Here is an 18,325-nt window from a genome sequence, read left to right on the forward strand (position 1 = left end):
CATGCGCCTGATGTACTTTGCATGGGCATTGCTGCTGGCCTCCGGGAGCGTCTGCGCTCAGGGCCTGGTGCCTGGCCAGAGCACCCAGTTCAACCTGCCGGCATCCTCGTACACCAATAGCCTGTATTTCGACGTACCGGCCGGCGCCAGCCGCATCCGGGTAGAACTGGAAAGCGACACCAGCAATGTCGATCTGGACCTGTTCATGCGTTACGGCAACAGCTTCTCCAGCCAGACGCCCTACGGTCGGCCGATGGACTTCGATGCGCTGCAGGATCAGGCCCAGTATTTCGCGGTCAGCGCCAGCGACGAGGAGACCATTTCGGTCGGGCGCAGCAACTATCGCCCGGTGCAGGCTGGCCGCTGGCATCTGGCCATCCTGAACTTTGCCACGATCCCGGTCGATGCCCGCATCAAGGTCGAGGTCGACAACACGCCGCCGACGCCGGTGCAGTTCGACGTGCGTTTCGATCTGCCGGGTGCGGGCTGCGATGTCGCGCCCTGGAATGATCCTGCGCCGGCCACGCCGGTCGGTGGCAATCCGGGCACCACCCTGGGGCAACAGCGCCGCAACGCCATGATCGAGGCATTGCGCCAGCTCGGCGCCGGCTTCGACAGCGAAATACCGATCACCGTACGTGCCTGCTGGGACGATCTGACCGTGGGTACCAACACGGCCACGCTGGCAGCGGCTGCGCCGGACGATTTTCTGATCGCCGACCGCAGCCTGGTCTTCAGCGATGGCAGCGGTTTCCGACCCGCGCCCTTCCTGCCCGACAAATATGCCTTCTACTCGGCAGCCCCCGCAGCGCGCCTGGGCGGCACCCGTGGCTGCAGCCTGCGCGGCGGCAGCTGTACCGACTCCACCGACATGACCATCACCTACAACCGCCGCATCGGCAGCAGCGGTGTGTTGGGTGGCAATCCCTTCTATCTGGGCTATGGGGCGGCGCCGCCGGGCACGCTCGATTTCGTCGGCGTCAGTGTCCATGAGCTCGGCCATGGTCTGGGCTTTCTGAGTCTGGTGCGTGTGAGCGCCAGCGGCAGTACGCCGATCGGTGCCAAGCCGCTGGGCCGCGATGACATCTACGCCCGCCAGGTGATCGATACCCGCGCCTTTCCCTATCGCCCTTTCCTGAGCCTGACCGACGCCGAACGCGCCGACGCCCTGACTTCCCGGGTGGGCATCAGTTGGAACGAGGCGCGCGCCGTGAACTCGCCGGAGAACATCCCGACCGGCTTCCCGGGCATCCTGCTGTATGCACCGAATCCGATCCAGGGCGGCTCCACACTCTCGCATCTGTCGGATGGCTATCTTGGGCAATTGATGACGCCGTCGCTGAGTCTGAGTCAGGGCACGCGCCAGCTGGGGCTGGCGGTGCCGATGCTGTATGCCATGGGCTGGGCGCCTGAGCCTGCCGCCGTGCCGGTCAATCCGGCACCTTACGCCGGGCTCTGGTACGACCGCGATCGCGATGGCCATGGCGTGGATTTCCAGCGCATCTACACCGATGCCGCCGGTTTCGACATCTATTCGCTGATCTTCTACAGCTTCGACAGTGACGGCCGGCCCGAGTGGTACATCGCCATCGGCCCGCTGGTGGATGGCGTATTCGCTGCATCGCTGGATCCGGCCGGCAACAGTCTGGTGCGCTATCGCTATGTGGGCGGCGCCACCCCGCAGCAGGCAGTCCCCAGCCAGAGCGGGAAGGTGGTGCTGGATTTCAACAAGGCCGAATCCTCTCCGGCCTGCAATGACGGCACTGCCCGGCCAGGCGTCGGCCTGCTCGGAATGTTCCGCTATACCCTGGGCGGCGCCACCGGCAGCTGGTGCATGGAGGAGCTGATCCCCGCAGCCGCACGTCCGGCGGGTGATCTGACGGGTACCTGGTACGCCGGCAGCAACGATGCCGGCTGGGGCTCCAGTGTGGCCAATGCCGCCATCGACGCCTCCCAGCGCCTGCTGTTCTCCACGCTGTACTACCCCGACAGCACCGGCGCCGGGCGCTGGGCCTTCGTCAGCAGCAGCAACTACCAACCCGGGCAGTCCCTGCCGGTGATCGAACGTCGCGGCTATTGCCGCAGTTGCCCGGTCAGCCTCACCGACACCCAGATCGGCACACTGACGCCGACGCTCACCCAGGCCACCCAGGGCCAGGCCGGCAGCAATCGCCTGAGCTTTGACGTGAGCTATGGCGGCCCGGAAGGCGGCCGATTCACCCGCGACGTGCCCTACGAGCTGCTCAGTGTTCCGCAGTAGGGGCCGGTTGTCGGTTGTCGGTTGTCGGTTGTCGATTGTCGGTTGTCGGTTGTCGGTTGTCGGTTGTCGGTTGTCGGTTGTCGGGATTCATGATGAAGCGTCATTGCGAACCACCTGTATCGGTCTGAAACTGCCCACCGGCCATGAACCCGCCGTCGTAGGTCATGTTGTCCGCGTCAGCGGACTACGTGACATCGAGTTGCGTCACGTAGCTCGCTACGCGAGCAACGTGACCTACAACAGCAAATCAACAATTTACGATATGGGTTCATGGATAGCGTAGCGAAGCGACCCAGGGGTGTGCGGCGCTACCCCGGATTGCTTCCCCCGGTTCAAGCCCGGGGTCGCAATGACGCCGGATTCTGGCTCTTGTAGGTCCAGACTTGTCTGGACGATCTTCGCGGCGTGCGGCAGAAGCGTCCAGACGAGTCTGGACCTACAACAACTTCACAATGACGCGAGAAGCCCCGGTGAGCCGCTGCGCAGCACATCGGGCTACGCAAAGCGACACTGCGGCGCCCTCCCTACCCCGCTTTTCCCGCGCCCCGTTCCCCCTGCCCCCGTGCCCCGTGAATCAATCCGGCAGCAACTCGCGCGCCATCACCACGGCGTCTTCGCGGCGACCGTTGGCGGCGGGGTAATAGTTGGGGCGATGGCCGATCTCGCAGAAGCCACTGCGATGGTAGAGCGAAATCGCCGCCGTATTCGACGGCCTGACCTCGAGAAACACACGCTCTACCTGGTGCCAGCGGGCCAGATCGATCAGCCGACTGAGCAGGCGGCGGCCGTAGCCAGCACCCTGATGCTCCGGCGCCACACAAAGATTCAGGATGTGGGCCTCGCCAGCGGCAGCCGAGAGCACGCCGTAGCCAAGAATGCCGGCCGTGCTCTCCAGCACCCAGAGGCTGTAGCCCGCCTTGAGGCAGTCGCGAAAGACCGCTTCGGTCCACGGAAATTCGTAGGCGCGTACTTCAATGGCCATGATCTCGCGCAGATCGTCGCTGCGCATTGGCCGGATCTGCGGAACCGCCGGCTTGACGACGGCGTTCACCGCTCTGCCAGCCGCTGGCGCAAGCGCCTCCAGAAGGATCGCTTTGCTGCCGGCACTGTGCGCATTTGCTGAAGATCCGGCAAGCTCTCTCCCAGTGCATGCCATTGCGCGATCCAGTGCGCCACATCGGGAACACCCGCGGCCTGCGCCAGTGCGCGTGCCAGTGCCGAGTCCTGACCCGCCCACGCGATTGCCGGCGAGGCAAGCGCCGACTCAATGGTATTGGCGTCGTTTGGCAAGACCCGACGGCGATAGACATCAATCTCCATCGCGGCCAACACCTGGGCCTGAGTGGCACTCAGCGGCCGGTGGGGAAGGTGCTCCAGATCGAGCATGGCGGTCTAGCGCTGAGCCACAACCTGGCGCAGATCCTTGATCAGGCGCCGGGCCAATTCATCCACGGCTGCCGACAGGGCCACCGCGGAGTCCTCCACGCGCGGTCCGGACACCGGCATGCGCAGCAGATAGTCACCCTCGATCAGCGGCAGTTCGGCGCCGTCCAGCTGCAGGCGCAAACGCACACCCATGACCGCTTCGGTCGGCTGGCCCTCGACCAGCACCCGCTCGAAGCGGTAGATGGAGCCGGTCAATCGATAGCCGGTGGTGCGCGGTGACAGCCGGTCGGTGACATAGGCCGACACGCCGGCTGCCGACAACAATTCCTGCAGGCGACGCTGCACCATGACCGGCGGCGGATCGTTCCACAGCTGGTAGTGGTACTGACTGGTCTTCAGGCTGTCCGGATCGTTGGCATAGAGGATCGGACGCTCACCGTGTACGCCATCGGCGCGAAAGTCGGTGACCACCAGCGGCTGGTCCAGCAAGGGCGCCGGCAGCGCTGCCACCGATGATGCCGGAGCGAGCCGGTAATAGCGGAAATCAGGAATGGGCTGGGGTGCACTGCAGCCGGCGAGCAGCAGGCAGAGCGCCGCCAGGGCCAGCGTCAGGCATCGGAGATCAGGGTTGCGGATCATCATTTCTCATCCGGAAGCGAATCGGCCTTTGGCGTGAAGATCAATCGATTGGGCTCCTTGCGGATCTGGCGGCTGAACTCGTCGAAGTGGCGGCTGGCCGACTCCAGGTTGTAGGTAATGGCATCGACACGCTGGGCCATCGCGTCCAGTGTGAAGCGCAGATCAGCAAAGGCCTGCTGGATCTCGGGCCGACTTTCCTTGACGGTGCCATCAAGCTCGGCCAGGATCGAATTCAACTGCTTGCGCGTGGCTTCCAGGTCGCCAGTCAACTGGCGCACATTGGTGGCCGCGGCGCTGGATTCCGACAGCAGGGTTTCAAGATTGCCGCGGTTCGCGGGCCCCAGCATCTTGTCCAGCGAGGCCGCGCTGGAATTCAGCTGGTCGACCAGTTCCACCGCCTTGTCGATCAGCAGCGGCGTACCCTCCTCGAACTTGCCACCGATGGCATCCAGACGCTGGCCGAGTCGATCAACCAGCGGGGTCAGCTTGTCGCGGGTCAAGGAGGTTACCTCGCCGGCGAGCTCGCCGACGGCACCGAACAGATCGGCCGCTTCCTGCCCCTTGATCTCGGCTCCGGGCTCCAGGAAATCCTTGGCCTCGCCTTCCTTGATCGAGATGAACACATCCGAGAGCAAACCCGAGGACATCAGCTGAGCCACCGAATCCTTGGGGATCTGCCAGCCATCCTGCACCGAGAAATCGACCCGGAAGCGGGTGGCATCGGCGTCGCGCTCGGGCGAAATCTTCTCGATCTGGCCGATGCGGAAGCCCTGGTAGAACACCGGCGTGCCGAAGGCCAGGCCGGCCACGTTGCGATAACGAACCAGGTAGTCATCGCTGGGACCGCTGCGCCCGGTGATCACCAGCAGCGCACTCAACAGCAGACCCAGGGCGCCGAGCGCCACCAGACCCGCCAGGAAATAATTGACGTTTTCGCGTTTCACGCGCTGTTGATCCCCAATGTCCGAGTCGATTCTGCCACAGGCGCGGCGTCCTACCGGTCTTCGTCGCTGCCGGTGAGACGCGCCAGATACTCATCCACATTCACTTCCACATGCCGCGGGCGCCGATTCAGCAAGTCCTGAATGCGCTCATTGTCGCTGCCGCGCACCTCGGGCACGGTGCCGGTCATCAGCACCCGGCCCTGATCAAGCACGGTGATCTTGTCGGCAATCTTGAAGGCGCTGTCGAGCTCGTGGGTGACCACGACGATGCTCATGCGCATGGCATCGCGCAGCTTCAGTATGAGTTCGTCAAGTTCAGCCGAGACCACCGGATCAAGGCCCGCCGAGGGTTCGTCGAAGAACAGCAGCTGCGGGTCCATGACGATGGCGCGGGCCAATGCCGCACGCTTGATCATGCCGCCGGAGAGCTGGCTCGGCATCAGGTCCTGGAAACCGCCGAGATTGACCACCTCCAGCTTCAGCCGCGACATGATGCGGATGGTGTTTTCGTCGAGCTTGAAGTGCTCGCGCAGCGGCAAGGCGACGTTGTCGCCCACGCTCATCGAGGTGAACAGCGCGCCGCCCTGGAAGCTGACGCCGATTTCGCGCTTGAAGGCCAGTCGTTGCAACGGCGACAGCCGATTGATGTCGCGCCCGAGCACCTTGATGGAGCCTTCCGCCGGTGTCAGCAGACCGAGCAGATGTCGCAACAGAGTGGACTTGCCCGATCCCGAGCCGCCCATGATCACCCGGATCTCACCGGGCTGAACCAGAAAGTCGACCTGATCGAGAATGCGCCGGCGACCATAGTAGGTGACCAGACCATTGACCTCGATCACCGGATCGCCGGGGTTGATGTCAGCTTGTGCCATGACCGGAGTCTAAGACAGACGCGGTGCTGGTTGTTGGTTCTTGACGCTTGGGAGCAGCACGGGGCACGGGGCACGAGGCACGAGGCACGAGGCACGAGGCACGGGGCACGGGGCACGGGGCACGGGAAAGGCTGCAGGCTTCGAGCTTCATGGGGTCCAGACTTCTCGGGACGCTTCTCATACCCCCGGCCAGGCGCGTCCAGACAAGTCTGGACCTGCAACGGCTCGGGCCGTGCCGGCCTTTCGCCGGCCCCCTGCCCCGTTTCTCTTCCGCTACCCCCACTGAAACTTGTAGCCAATCCCGTACACGGCCTGCAGCGGGTCTACGCCGGCAGCGTCGACGATCTTGCGGCGCAGATTCTTGACATGACTGTCGACGGCGCGTTCGCTGACCTCGTGTTCGTTGTGGTAGACCAGATCCAGCAATTGCGCCCGGCTGTAGACCCGTCCGGGCTGCTCTGACAGGGTCTGCAGCAGCCGGAACTCGATCGGTGTCAGAGCCAGAGGGGCGCCATTGAATCGCGCCTGCAGGGCCTGGTTGTCGATGGACAATCCGGGGGCGCCCACGCCCTGCTGCCACTGCGTTGCACGCCGCAGCAGCGCGCGCAGGCGTGCCGCCAGCTCATCGGGCGAAAACGGCTTGCAGATGTAGTCGTCGGCACCAAGGTCCAGGCCTTGCAGGCGGTCCTCGGCCTCGGCCCTGGCCGTCACCATGATCAGCGGCACGGTCGAGAACTCACGCAACTCACGGCAGATCGAAAACCCGTCGCGTCCCGGCAGATTCAGATCCAGCAGCACCGCATCCGGGGCATAGGCACGCACGAAATCGGCCACCTCGCGGCCGTGGTCGAGCACGTGCACGGCAAAGCCCAGCTCGCCCAGGGTCTCGGCGATCAAGGTAGCCAGGATCGGCTCGTCCTCGACCACCAGCACGCGCCAGTCGGCAGCCCCTGGCGGCCGGGGCCAGGCGCGGGCGGCTTGCTTGTCGGACGACCTGGATCGAGGCAGCAAGATCGATTCGGCTCCTCTGAATCTCCATGATTGGCCTGCATTATGGCGCGACTGGTCAACGGGGGCATCCACACTTGCCGGGATCGCAGGCACGCACGGCAGACGAGCAAGGCTCGGCACGACGCTGGCGCCGGCTGATGCGCAGCGCGCACTGGTGTCTGGTGAGCACCTTGCTGGTCGTGGGCTTGTGTGCCGCCGCCGTCACTGCCCATGCCGACAGCCAGGACGAGCGTCGCGTGCGCACCGGGGCACGGCTGTTCCGGGCGCTGCTGGCGGCAGACATGGACATTGAACGCCGCGTGGGCGACAAGGGTTGGCTGGACATCGGCATTCTGGCCGCCCGCACCGAAGATGCCGATGCGCTGTCGCGACTGATGGTGCCGGTGGATGCACCCGATCAGGCCCTGGTGCGGGGTTATCCGATGCGAGTGCGCCGCTTGCAGACGCTGAGCGACGGGGAACCCGCCCCCGCCGCGGTGTTTCTGGCGAACCGCCTGAGCGACAGCGAACTCGCCGCCCTCATCGACTGGAGTCGGCGACACCATGCATTGCTCTATTCGCCCTATGAAGGCGATGTTGAGCGCGGCGTCATGGCGGGCTTGTCGATCGAGGCCAAGGTGGTGCCCTACGTCAACCAGAGTGCGCTGACGGCGGCGCAGGTTCAGCTCAAGCCCTTCTTCATGAAGGTCGCGAAGGTGCACCCATGATCCGTCGCTATTCCACGATGGTCGGTCTGGCGCTGCTGCTGCTGACGTTGATTCTTGAGCTGGCGCTGGCGGCGAACTGGATCTGGATGGTGCAACCCCGCCTGGATGCCGAGGCCCGCCAGCAGGCCCAGGTGCTGGCGCAATCCCAGGCCATCTCGCTGGCGACGGCCCTGTCGGCGGACAGCCCAGGGGCGCGTTCCCGCCAGCTCAACGAAGTGCTCGACCAGTTGCTGCTGTTGCAGAGCCCGGAACGAGAAGCGCCGTTCTTTGTCGATGTTGCCCTTGAACTGGACTACGACGCGGTTGATGCGCCGGCCGGAAGCCTGGATCGGCGCCTGCAGACAGCCGTGGGCGCGAATTATCTGGTCGAGACCGAACTCTATGGGCGCCAGAGTGGAGAGTTGCTGGGCCTGGCACAGTTTCTCGTGGATGCCGAGTTCTTCTCCAGATTCAGCCGGGACATCCGCAGTCAACTGCTGGCGCAGGGTGTCTTCGTCGCCGCCCTGATGCTGCTGCTCGGCGGATTGCTGGTGACGCTGCTCGGCACCCTGGAGCGCAACAATGCCCGCCGCCAGGCTGCCGAGCGGGCACTGGCGGCACGCGAACTCGAGTTCCGGCGTGAACTGGAGACGGCGCGCGATCAGGCCGAGGCTGCCAATCGCGCCAAGAGTCAGTTCCTGGCCAACATGAGTCACGAGATCCGCACCCCCATGAATGCCGTGATCGGCATGGCCACGCTGCTGCTGCGCTCGCGTCTTGATGCTCGGCAGACCGGCATGTTACGCCAGCTCAATGCTTCGGCGCGGATGTTGCTGGGCGTGATCAATGACATCCTCGATCTGTCACGGATCGAGGCCGGAAAGCTGCGGATCGAGCGCAGCGAGTTTGATCTGGATGAAGTCCTGACCGACCTCGCCGCCGTGGTCGGCGAACGCGCCCGCAACCAGGGTCTGGACCTGCTGTTCCGAACCGCACCCGACGTGCCGACACAACTGGTCGGTGACCAGGCGCGACTGCAGCAACTGCTGGTCAACCTGACTACCAACGCCCTGAAGTTCACCGAGCGTGGCGAAGTCATCGTTTCCATCCGTTGCCTGCAGACAAGCGCGTCGGCGGTCACGCTGCAATTCGAGGTGAGCGACAGCGGTATCGGCATCGATCCGCAGCAGTTGCCGCGATTGTTCGAGTCCTTCACCCAGATCGACGAGTCCAATACCCGCGCCCATGGCGGTGTGGGCCTGGGTCTGGCTATCTGCAAACGCCTGGTGGAGCTGATGGGCGGTGAGATAGGCGCCGACAGCACACCCGGGCAAGGCAGCCGGTTCTGGTTCACGGTTCCGCTGGGCATCGCTGCGGCGCGTCAGGCTGTGCGCGGCTCGGGGTTGGGTCTGCGCGCTCTGGTGGTGGACGACAATCCAGCCACTCGCGAGGTCTACGGCAGCATGCTCGAGTCCTTCCGTTTCGACGTGTCCCGGGCCTCGACGGCGGAGCAGGCGCTGGATCTGATCGCGGCCTCGCCGCTGGCCTTCGACCTGATGGTCCTGGACTGGAAGTTGCCCGGCATCGACGGCATCGAAGCAGTACGGGTGCTCAAGCGCCGTGGCCTCGCCCTGCCGGCCACCGTCATGACCACCGCCCACTGCGGAGAAGCCTTGCAGGCCCAGGCCTACGAGGCCGGAATCGATGTGTTCCTGTGCAAGCCGATCAGTCCCTCCAGCCTCTTCGACGCCGCCCTGCAGGCCATGGGCCGGATTCCGTCGACGCGCAAGATGCGCGAGCCGGATCCAGCGACCGATGCCTTGCGTCTGGCACCTGGCAGTCGTGTGTTGCTGGTCGAGGACAACGAGATCAACCGCACGGTGGCCACGGAATTGCTGCTCGGCATGGGCGTGGAAGCCATCACCGCCAGCGACGGCGAGGACGCGTGGCGACAGATTTCCAGTGCAAGCTTCGATCTGGTCCTAATGGACATCCAGATGCCCGGCATCGACGGCATCGAAGTCACCCGGCGAACCCGGCTGCTGCCTGGACCCGAGCGCCGCACGCCGATCGTGGCCTTGACCGCACACGCGATGCTCGGCGACCGGCAACGCTTCCTGGATGCGGGCATGGATGATTATCTGGCCAAGCCGATCGAGGAACAGGAGCTGGCGCGGGTGCTCTTGCGCTGGCTGAAGACACTGCCATCCAGCCCAGGTCCGATGGCCAAAGAGCAGCCAGTGCCAGGCATCCCCGACCAGACCCGAGGACAGGCGCACTCGACGTCGCTACCGGAGATTGCCGGGGTCGATACGGCGCTGGCGCTGTCGCGGGTCAGCGGTCGCAGCGAATTGTTGCTGCGCCTTCTGCGCGAGTTCAAGGAACGCCACGGTGCAGCAGCTGCGCACGTCCGCGAGCTGATGGCGAGCCAGCAATGGGCCCAGATCCGCGGTCTGGCGCACAATCTCAAGGGCGTTGGCGCCACTCTGGGAATGACCCGCATTGCCGCCGCCGCAGGCGCACTGGAGCTCGGCGCCAGCGCCGAACAACTGTCGGCGACCATGCTGTTGGAATTCAGCGAGGCCCTGGACGAATTCTGCGCCGGCAAGCTGCCGGCGCTGGAACGGGCACCATCCGGGCCGGCACCGTCGGGTCAGGGGCGGCCATCACTGGAACCACTGAAGCAAGCACTCGCCGCCAATCGCATGCAGGCGGCAGACGAACTTGCGTCCCTGCGCGCACATCTGCCGAGTTCGGCAGGACCCACCCTGGATGCCATGCAGCAGGCCATCGAGCTGCTGGACTTCGACGCTGCAAGCGCACAACTGCCTTATCTCATCGCTACACTGGACTACAGGGAGGCCGAAAAGCCGTGATTACCTTGATCACCGGAAAGCCCAAGGTTCTCATCATCGATGACGAGCGGGCCAACATCCAGGTTCTGGCCGCCGCGCTGCCGGGCATGGATCTGAGCTTCGCGACCACTGGCCCGAAAGCGCTGGACCTCGCCACTGCCAATCCGCCGGACCTGATCCTGCTCGATGTGGTGATGCCAGACATGGACGGCTTCGAAATCCTGCGCTGGCTGAAATCCGAGCCGCGCACCCAGCATGTGCCGGTGATCTTCGTCAGCGCGATGACCGATCTGGAAACCGAGGAGCGCGGCTTCGCACTGGGCGCGGTCGACTACATCGTCAAACCCATCAGCCCCGCCATCGTCCGCGCCCGCGCCCGGACTCATATCGAGCTCAAGCGCCAGCGCGATCTGCTGGAGGAACACGCGGCGATGGACGGCCTGACCGGGATCGCCAACCGACGGCGTTTCGACGAGGAAATCGCCCGACTCTGGCGGGCGGCGCAGCGCAACGGCGAAGCCTTGACGCTGATGATGATCGATGTCGATCACTTCAAGCGCTACAACGACCACTACGGGCACAGCCTGGGCGATGAGTGTCTGCGCCGCGTGGCAGCGGCACTGGATCGCCAGTTCAGCCGCGGCCATGACCTGACCGCCCGCTATGGCGGCGAAGAGTTCGCGCTGATCCTCTGCGGCGAGGACGCGGTGGCGCAGACGGCAAGGGCCTTGCAATCGGTGCGGCAACTGGAGATTCCGCACGCGGCGTCGCCCACCAGTGTCCACGTGACCATCAGCGTGGGCGCGGCCACGGTGATGCCGTCGCCGAGAGCGTCGGCCGCTGCCACCATCGCCGTCGCCGATGAAATGCTTTATGCCGCCAAGGCTGCAGGCCGGGATCGTGCCGAATGTCGCAACCTGGCCACTGGCGCAGTTCAGTCCGTGACCCACCCCGACTCACCGACACCAAAGGAGCCCTCGCCATGACGCTGTCCGCCCCTGCCTTGGGCTGCTGGCTGACCTTGATGCTGCCTGCGCTCGCTTCGGCCCAGACTGACGACAACGACGACGACGCCGAGCTGGCCAGCCTGATGGCCATGCTGGACACGGAAACGGCGATCGTGACCAAGACCCGCATGAATCGGGATTTCGTCCCGGGCATGGTCACGGTGCTGGATGGCTCGCGACTGCGCGCCGAGGGCAACCGCACCGTGTGGGAAGCCATGGCCCAGATCCCAGGGGTTCAGATCGAGCTCGATATCCGCGGTAATCCCACCGTGACCGCGCGCGGCATCAACTTTCCGTTCAACTCCGGCAGTATCCAGATCCTGCTGAACGGTTTCCCGATCGGGCGCGAGGATGTGGGCCGTAATGGCGGCGTACTCTACTTGCCCACCTCCCATGTCGAACGAATCGAGTTCGTCCGCGGACCGGGTTCAGTGCTGTACGGCGACTTCGCCTTTCAGGGGCTGCTCAACATCATCACTCGCCAATCCGGGCAGTCGCTGTCGGCAGGCAGCGACAGTCACGGCGCGCGCTATGGCCACTGGCTGCAGGCTGGCAAGCTTGGCGAGTGGAATTACAGCGCCAGCCTGGCCGGACTGGCGACCGATTCGGCGGTGCTGGCGAAAGGTCGCAACGCTGGCGAACGCCAACGCAGCGGCGTGGTGCAGGTCAGTCACGGCGGCTTTTCGCTGCTTGGGCAGGGTCAGGCACGTCAGCTTGACCCGATCGTTGGCCCTCCGGGCGACAACGGCTATGAGGACCAGGCCTGGACCCTGGCAACCCGTTACGAACGTGAGCTCGGATCGGGCTGGAGCTTGATCGCCCGCGGCCAGTACCTGGACAACTATCTGTTCGTCGGGGGTGCGCGGACGGCGCAGGGTGGGCTGAACCAGGTCTTCGACGGAACCGAATGGCGCGGCGCCGCCGAATTGTCCTATGAGGGCTGGAATGGCCATCAATGGTTGATCGGGATCGAAAAGCTGCAAGGCGATATCGACCGCGCCACCTTCGTGGACGGCATCCCGGGACCCGGACAGCCACCGCCGCGGCTGGTGGTCGTCACCGGTGAAAAGCGCCGGGTATTCAGCGCTTATCTGCAGGATCAATTTGAAATTACGCAGGATCTCAGACTGACGCTGGGCCTGCGCCACGACGACAACGGCGACGTAGGCCGGCGGACCACGCCGCGCGGATCGCTGGTCTGGCAGCTCGCCGACGGGCACGTACTCAAGGCCCAGTATGCGGAAGGCTACCGGGCTCCGACCTTCTTCGAACTGTATCGCGGTGACGGCTCGATTCGCGATCTTGGTTTCGAGACCAACCGCACCGTCGAACTCAGCTACATCTATCGGCGCCCGAACCACACGCTGCGCACCACCTGGTTTCGCAGCCGCATCACGGACATGGTATTCCGCGACTCGGTGGCTGGAGACTTCTTCAACAATTCCCGGGCAAGATCCGAAGGTCTGGAGCTGGAATGGAGCCAGCAGCTCGGCAATGCACTGAGCCTGGACGCCGTGCTCTCGTACATCACGGCCGAAGACACCCGCCGCTCGGACCTGAGCCTTCGATCCATAGGCACCACGCCGAACTGGTTGAGCAACGTGGCGCTGACCTGGAAGGCCGGCGAGCGCAGCACGCTCGGCATGAGCTGGAATCACGTCGGCGAACGACCGGCTTCAACCATCGGCGACGGCGCCTACGACCGCCTGGACCTGTCAGCGACGATAGAGCGCATCATGCACCCGGATCTGGACCTGCGTCTGGGCGTTGACAACGCTCTGAACGCGCGCACCGTGCAGTTCAATACCAATCCCGTTGGCGTCACGACCTCTCTGTTCCAGGACCGGATCTGGTGGGCAGAGCTGACCTGGCGTTATTGAGGTCAACGGGGGGCGGAGCTGGCCCGGGTTGGCATTGACAGGCCCTGAGCTGTCCGAACCTGTCGCCGCAGGCGTTCCGCCCTTCTTGGTCATTGAGCCGTGCCGAACCGATATCGGTGGCTCCCGATAGCGCCCTGCCGCGAGGCCCGTTCCCTCACCTCTGCACGCCGCGGAATGAGAGACTGTAGCCCATGAGCGAATCCGAAGCCGTCTTCAGTGCCCGGGGTCTGACCAAGGTCTACCGCACCGGCGAAGTCGAGATCCATGCCCTGCGCGGCGTTGATCTGGATCTGTACGCCGGTGAATTCGTGGTGCTGCTGGGGCCTTCGGGCAGCGGCAAGTCGACGCTGCTGAACATCCTCGGCGGCCTCGATGTGCCCAGCGCCGGCAGTGTGCGCTATCGCGATCACGACCTCTCCAGCGCCGACGAAGACGCGCTGACCCGCTTTCGCCGTGAGCACGTCGGCTTCGTGTTCCAGTTCTATAACCTCATTCCCAGCTTGACCGCCCGCGAGAACGTCGAGGTGGTCACCGAAATCGCCAGCAACCCCATGCGCGCCGGAGATGCCCTGGCGCTGGTCGGCCTCGGCGATCGTCTCGATGCCTTTCCGGCGCAGCTTTCCGGCGGTCAGCAGCAGCGCGTGGCCATCGCCCGTGCCATCGCCAAGCAGCCCGAAGTGCTGCTCTGCGACGAGCCCACCGGCGCACTCGATTCGGAAACCGGCACCCAGGTGCTGACAGCCCTGTCAGACGTCAACCAGCGCCTGGGCACCACCACCGTGGTCATCACCCACAACGCCGGCATTGCCGCCATGGCCCATCGCGTGATCCGGCTGTCGGATGGGCGGATCGTGAGCGTGGAGGTGAATGACGAGCGCAGGTCGGCCGGGGAGATCAGTTGGTGAAAGAGCGGTCAAAGGTGAAACGTAAAACGTCAATCAGGGCGCGCTCCGTTGACGTTTTACGTTTTACGTTTGACCCTGCTTGCCAGATCGGCGCCCGCGCCCGCACGACATGGCCGCGCTGAACCGCAAACTCCTCCGCGACCTCTGGCACGTCAAGAGCCAGGTGCTGGCGATCGTGCTGGTGATGGCCAGTGGCATCGCCACCTTTCTGATGTCGATCTCGAATCTGGATTCGCTGACCGCCACACGCGAGCGCTTCTACCTGGAGTACCGCTTCGCCGATGTCTTTGCCACGCTGAAACGGGCGCCGCTGAGTGTGGGCGCTGATATCGCGGAGATCGACGGCGTCGGTGCGGTCGAGCTGTCGATCCAGGCGCCGATGCGGATCCGGCTCGAAGGCTTTGCCGACCCGGTGCGCGGCACACTGATCTCGTTGCCTGATACCGGAGCTAAACAGCTGAATCGACTGTACCTGCGTGCCGGGCGCATGCCTGAACCGTATGCGCAGAACGAGATCGTGCTGGGCGAGGCCTTTGCCACCGCGCACGGGCTCCATCCCGGCGATCAGCTAAGCGGCGTGGTGGGCGGGCGCATCGAGGACTACCAGATCGTCGGTATCGCGATCTCGCCCGAATACGTCTATCAGATCCAGGCCGGCGCGGCCTTTCCGGACTTCGAACGCTATGCCATCGCCTGGATCAGCCGGCGTGCGCTGGAAGCCGCCTATGGCATGGATGGGGCCTTCAACAGCGTAGCCCTGGCACTGGCGCCGGATGCGCATACCGAGCGGGTGATCGAGCGACTCGATCCCATCCTCGAAGACTATGGCGGATTGGGTGCTATTGGTCGGGTCGATCAGCTCAGCCACAAGTTCCTGTCAGCCGAGTTCGACCAGCTGAAGACCATGGCCACGGTGTTCCCGGCGGTGTTCATGTCGGTGGCAGCCTTTCTGCTCAACGTCGTCTTCAGCCGACTGATCAGCACCCAGCGTGACCAGATCGCCATCCTCAAGGCTTTCGGCTACAGCCACGCCGCCATCGGCTGGCACTATGTCTCGATGGTCGGCGTGGTGATCGCGCTGGGCTCGGCCGTGGGCATCGCCGGTGGGATCTGGCTGGGACGGGCGCTCGGCCTGCTTTACATGAGTTTCTATCGTTTCCCCTATCTGGATTTCGTGCTGTCACCGACCGCAGTGGCCGCCGCCATCGGCATCTCGCTGGCCGCGGCCTTGTCCGGGGCCGCCTTTGCCCTGATTCGCGCTGCGCGACTGCCACCGGCCGAAGCCATGCGTCCAGAAGCGCCTCCGCGTTATCGCAACTCGGTACTGGAACGAGTATTGCCCAGGCGCTGGCTGGATCAGCCCACGCGCATGATCTTGAGGCAGCTCTCGCGGCGACCCGCCAAGGCCGTGTTCACGGTGCTGGGCATTGCGCTGGCCGGCGGCGTACTGACCATCGGCATGTTCCAGCAGGATGCCTTGAACTTCATGGTGGATCAGCAGTTCGCATTGGCCCAGCGCAACGATCTGTCGGTGAGTTTCGTTGAACCAGAAGGCTATGACGCACTGGCAGAAATTCGCACGCTGCCGGGCGTGATTGCGGTAGAGGGTGTGCGCGACGTCGGTGTGCGCCTGCGCGCGGGGCCACGCAGCGTGCTCACCGGCCTGCAGGGTCTCGGCAACGACTCCAGCCTCAAGCGGGTACTCGATGTCCGATCCAAACCGCAAGCCTTGCCGACCGGTGGACTGCTGCTCACCGAATATCTGGCGCAGATGCTGAACGTGCGTCGCGGCGATCGGATCGAAGTCGAAGAACTTCAGGGTGCGCGCCGGCATTTCTCGGTGCCCGTGGATGGGACCGTGCGGGAGTTCATCGGCATCAATGCCTACATGGAACTGGATGCGCTGAACACCCTGCTCGGCGAAGGTGAGCGCGTCAGCAGCGCGCTGCTGCAGATCGATCCACCCTACGTCGATGAGGTCTACCGGCTGCTGGAAGATCGTCCCGGGGTAGCGGCCGTCGGCTCGCGCAAGGCCGCCATCCAGAACTTCTACCAGACCATGGCCGAGTCGCTGCTGACCTTCACCTTCATCGCCACGCTGCTCGCCGGCCTGATCGCCTTTGGCGTGCTCTACAACACCGCCCGCATTGCCCTGGGTGAACGCGGTCGTGAACTGGCTTCCTTGCGCGTGCTCGGTTTCACCCGCGGCGAAGTGGCCTACATCCTGGTCGGCGAACTGGCGCTGCTCACTTTTGCCGCCATCCCGGTCGGCTGGGTGGTCGGCGCCGGATTGGTGCAGGTGATCGTGCGCGGCCTGCAAACCGAGCTCTATCGGGTACCGGCCTATCTGTCGACCGAAACCCTGGCCAGCGCCACGGTCGTGGTGCTGCTCGCCGCGCTGATCTCGGCGCTGATCGTGATTCATCGCGTGCGCCAACTGGACCTGGTGGAGGTGTTGAAGACGCGGGAGTAAAGCCCAGGCTGCATCCGGGGTGCTCAATGCCTTGTGCCGGTTGTTGCAGCAGCCATACCTCAGGTTGCAGACATCATCAGGACAAACATCGCGCAACCTCAGGCACAGCAGGCCCGAACATCAAGGACGAGGATCGACTCCGGCGACCAACCAGGTCGCGATCCACGGAGATGAGCCATGTACAAGTCGACCCCATTCGTTCCCTGCATTTCCCTGCTGTTCTCAGCCTCAGTCCTGGCAGCGCCACCGCCCGGTCCCTTGATTGTCGATACCGGCGTTGCCAGCAATGGCGTACTGGCCGCAGTCGTGCCCGACGATGGTTTGCCGCTGGTGGTGTTCCAGGGCAGCGGAGCGGTGATCCAGACCTACAAGTGCTTTGCCGCCGACTGCAGCAGCGGTGGCAGCCTGGCCAATCTGGTGCCACTCACTGCAAGGCGTATCCGCGTTGCCTTGGGTAGCGATGGGCTGCCGGTGATCGGCCTGTCCATCGCCAATTCGGGATTGCGCATGCTGAAATGCGGCAACTTTTCCTGCACCGGCGGCACCACACTCAAGGTGCTGGACGGCGCCAATCTCGGCGCCATCACCGACCACGACCTGATCATCCCCGCCGATGGATTGCCCATATTCGCCTACAACGACGGTAACAATGGCGACCTGAAAGTGGCGCGCTGCAACGACGGTGGCTGCAGTTCGGCTCAGGTCAGCGTGGTCGACAGTCTGGGATCGGTGGGAACCGCGCCAGCGATCACGCTGGTCAACGGTTTGCCGCAGATCGCCTACGACGCCAACTCCAATGCGCTGCGTCTCGCCATCTGTTCCGACCTGGCCTGCTCGCGTCCCGCCAGCTTCGTCAATCTCGTCGCGGACAATCCCGACGATACGGCGATGCTGACCGGCCGCAATGGTGCCGCCATGATCGCCTACAAGCATGATGTGGCCTTGAGCGATTCGCTCAAGCTGGTCCAGTGCAACAACAGTGCCTGCACTGCACCGACCGTGCGCCAGCTGGACAGTATCGAGTTCGGCCTGGGTCTGGGCGACGGCGTCGAAATGATCAGTGGTGCCGATGGCCTGCCGGTCTTGAGCTATGTGGACCAGAGCTTCGGCACGATCAAGCTGCTGCGCTGTACGCGCCAGGACTGCGCCACCAGCACCATCACCACGCTGCACGCGCCGGCCACCGCCGTGTTGAGCACCAACGCCGCCACCGCACTGGCCATGAGCGCGCAGGGCACCCCAGTGGTTGGTTATGGCGTGTCAGGCGCTTCCTTGACGCTGAGTGTGTGCAATACGCGGGGCTGCCTCTGAACACGACGACGCCTGGCTTCTGGCAGGCGCCTGTGGGTGCGGGCTTTGCCCGCGATTGCCGGGCCCGGGGCCCCGCCCGGCCAGTCGCGGATGAAT

General features: G+C 64.6%; 14 protein-coding genes. 8 read left to right on the forward strand and 6 right to left on the reverse strand.

The window, feature by feature from the left end:
* The first annotated feature begins 1 nt into the window (after position 1).
* Positions 2–2,260 carry a hypothetical protein gene (locus H7A19_11745; GenBank protein ID MCP5475500.1) on the forward strand — a complete coding sequence of 753 codons (2,259 nt, stop codon included), beginning with the start codon at positions 2–4 and terminating at the stop codon, positions 2,258–2,260.
* A 574-nt stretch (positions 2,261–2,834) separates the two neighbouring features.
* Here H7A19_11745 and rimI read toward each other — a convergent pair.
* The 6 genes from rimI to H7A19_11775 form a co-directional block, all read right to left on the reverse strand.
* On the reverse strand, positions 2,835–3,416 hold the full coding sequence (rimI, locus tag H7A19_11750) for a ribosomal protein S18-alanine N-acetyltransferase (GenBank protein MCP5475501.1): 582 nt from the start codon (positions 3,414–3,416) through the stop codon (positions 2,835–2,837).
* Entirely contained in the window at positions 3,308–3,646 is a 339-nt protein-coding gene (locus tag H7A19_11755) for a hypothetical protein (GenBank protein MCP5475502.1), read from the reverse strand. Before H7A19_11755 ends, rimI begins: the two co-directional genes overlap by 109 nt.
* A gap of 6 nt (positions 3,647–3,652) precedes the next feature.
* Entirely contained in the window at positions 3,653–4,288 is a 636-nt protein-coding gene (locus tag H7A19_11760) for a membrane integrity-associated transporter subunit PqiC (protein ID MCP5475503.1), read from the reverse strand.
* A complete protein-coding gene (locus H7A19_11765) occupies positions 4,285–5,229 on the reverse strand; it encodes an MCE family protein (GenBank protein MCP5475504.1) in 945 nt (314 codons plus the stop codon). The genes H7A19_11760 and H7A19_11765 overlap by 4 nt, the downstream gene beginning before the upstream one ends.
* A 50-nt stretch (positions 5,230–5,279) precedes the next feature.
* Positions 5,280–6,101: an ATP-binding cassette domain-containing protein gene (locus H7A19_11770; GenBank protein ID MCP5475505.1), complete on the reverse strand. Its 822-nt coding sequence runs from the start codon at positions 6,099–6,101 to the stop codon at positions 5,280–5,282.
* A 273-nt stretch (positions 6,102–6,374) separates the two neighbouring features.
* Positions 6,375–7,034, reverse strand: a complete 660-nt coding sequence (locus H7A19_11775; GenBank protein MCP5475506.1) for a response regulator — start codon at positions 7,032–7,034, stop codon at positions 6,375–6,377.
* Between the two features lie 104 nt (positions 7,035–7,138).
* On the opposite strand from H7A19_11775, the gene H7A19_11780 reads away from it, so the two are divergent.
* From H7A19_11780 to H7A19_11810, 7 genes are all read left to right on the forward strand, one after another.
* A complete protein-coding gene (locus H7A19_11780) occupies positions 7,139–7,819 on the forward strand; it encodes a DUF4154 domain-containing protein (protein MCP5475507.1) in 681 nt (226 codons plus the stop codon).
* Positions 7,816–10,674 (forward strand): response regulator, encoded by a 2,859-nt coding sequence (locus H7A19_11785; GenBank protein ID MCP5475508.1) that lies wholly within the window; start codon positions 7,816–7,818, stop codon positions 10,672–10,674. Before H7A19_11780 ends, H7A19_11785 begins: the two co-directional genes overlap by 4 nt.
* Before the next feature lie 5 nt (positions 10,675–10,679).
* The gene (locus H7A19_11790; protein MCP5475509.1) at positions 10,680–11,639 is read left to right on the forward strand and encodes a diguanylate cyclase; all 960 of its coding nucleotides are present in this window, start codon (positions 10,680–10,682) and stop codon (positions 11,637–11,639) included.
* Positions 11,636–13,540, forward strand: coding sequence for a TonB-dependent receptor (locus tag H7A19_11795; protein ID MCP5475510.1), 1,905 nt, complete (start codon positions 11,636–11,638; stop codon positions 13,538–13,540). The genes H7A19_11790 and H7A19_11795 overlap by 4 nt, the downstream gene beginning before the upstream one ends.
* Before the next feature lie 191 nt (positions 13,541–13,731).
* The gene (locus H7A19_11800; GenBank protein ID MCP5475511.1) at positions 13,732–14,445 is read left to right on the forward strand and encodes an ABC transporter ATP-binding protein; all 714 of its coding nucleotides are present in this window, start codon (positions 13,732–13,734) and stop codon (positions 14,443–14,445) included.
* Between the two features lie 109 nt (positions 14,446–14,554).
* Entirely contained in the window at positions 14,555–16,918 is a 2,364-nt protein-coding gene (locus tag H7A19_11805; protein ID MCP5475512.1) for an FtsX-like permease family protein, read from the forward strand.
* A gap of 177 nt (positions 16,919–17,095) precedes the next feature.
* The gene (locus H7A19_11810) at positions 17,096–18,229 is read left to right on the forward strand and encodes a hypothetical protein (protein ID MCP5475513.1); all 1,134 of its coding nucleotides are present in this window, start codon (positions 17,096–17,098) and stop codon (positions 18,227–18,229) included.
* Positions 18,230–18,325: the final 96 nt, after the last annotated feature.

Source organism: Rhodanobacteraceae bacterium (genome assembly GCA_024234055.1).
Lineage (GTDB): Bacteria > Pseudomonadota > Gammaproteobacteria > Xanthomonadales > SZUA-5 > JADKFD01.

What these genes read in the sequence shown, in the direction of transcription:
- H7A19_11745 (MCP5475500.1), top strand. Translation starts at nt 2, where the DNA reads ATGCGCCTGATGTACTTTGCATGGGCATTGCTGCTGGCCTCCGGGAGC.
- H7A19_11785 (MCP5475508.1), top strand. Translation starts at nt 7,816, where the DNA reads ATGATCCGTCGCTATTCCACGATGGTCGGTCTGGCGCTGCTGCTGCTG.
- H7A19_11805 (MCP5475512.1), top strand. Translation starts at nt 14,555, where the DNA reads ATGGCCGCGCTGAACCGCAAACTCCTCCGCGACCTCTGGCACGTCAAG.
- H7A19_11780 (MCP5475507.1), top strand. Translation starts at nt 7,139, where the DNA reads ATGATTGGCCTGCATTATGGCGCGACTGGTCAACGGGGGCATCCACAC.
- H7A19_11795 (MCP5475510.1), top strand. Translation starts at nt 11,636, where the DNA reads ATGACGCTGTCCGCCCCTGCCTTGGGCTGCTGGCTGACCTTGATGCTG.
- rimI (MCP5475501.1), bottom strand. Translation starts at nt 3,416, where the DNA reads ATGGCATGCACTGGGAGAGAGCTTGCCGGATCTTCAGCAAATGCGCAC.
- H7A19_11755 (MCP5475502.1), bottom strand. Translation starts at nt 3,646, where the DNA reads ATGCTCGATCTGGAGCACCTTCCCCACCGGCCGCTGAGTGCCACTCAG.
- H7A19_11770 (MCP5475505.1), bottom strand. Translation starts at nt 6,101, where the DNA reads ATGGCACAAGCTGACATCAACCCCGGCGATCCGGTGATCGAGGTCAAT.
- H7A19_11800 (MCP5475511.1), top strand. Translation starts at nt 13,732, where the DNA reads ATGAGCGAATCCGAAGCCGTCTTCAGTGCCCGGGGTCTGACCAAGGTC.
- H7A19_11810 (MCP5475513.1), top strand. Translation starts at nt 17,096, where the DNA reads ATGTACAAGTCGACCCCATTCGTTCCCTGCATTTCCCTGCTGTTCTCA.
- H7A19_11760 (MCP5475503.1), bottom strand. Translation starts at nt 4,288, where the DNA reads ATGATGATCCGCAACCCTGATCTCCGATGCCTGACGCTGGCCCTGGCG.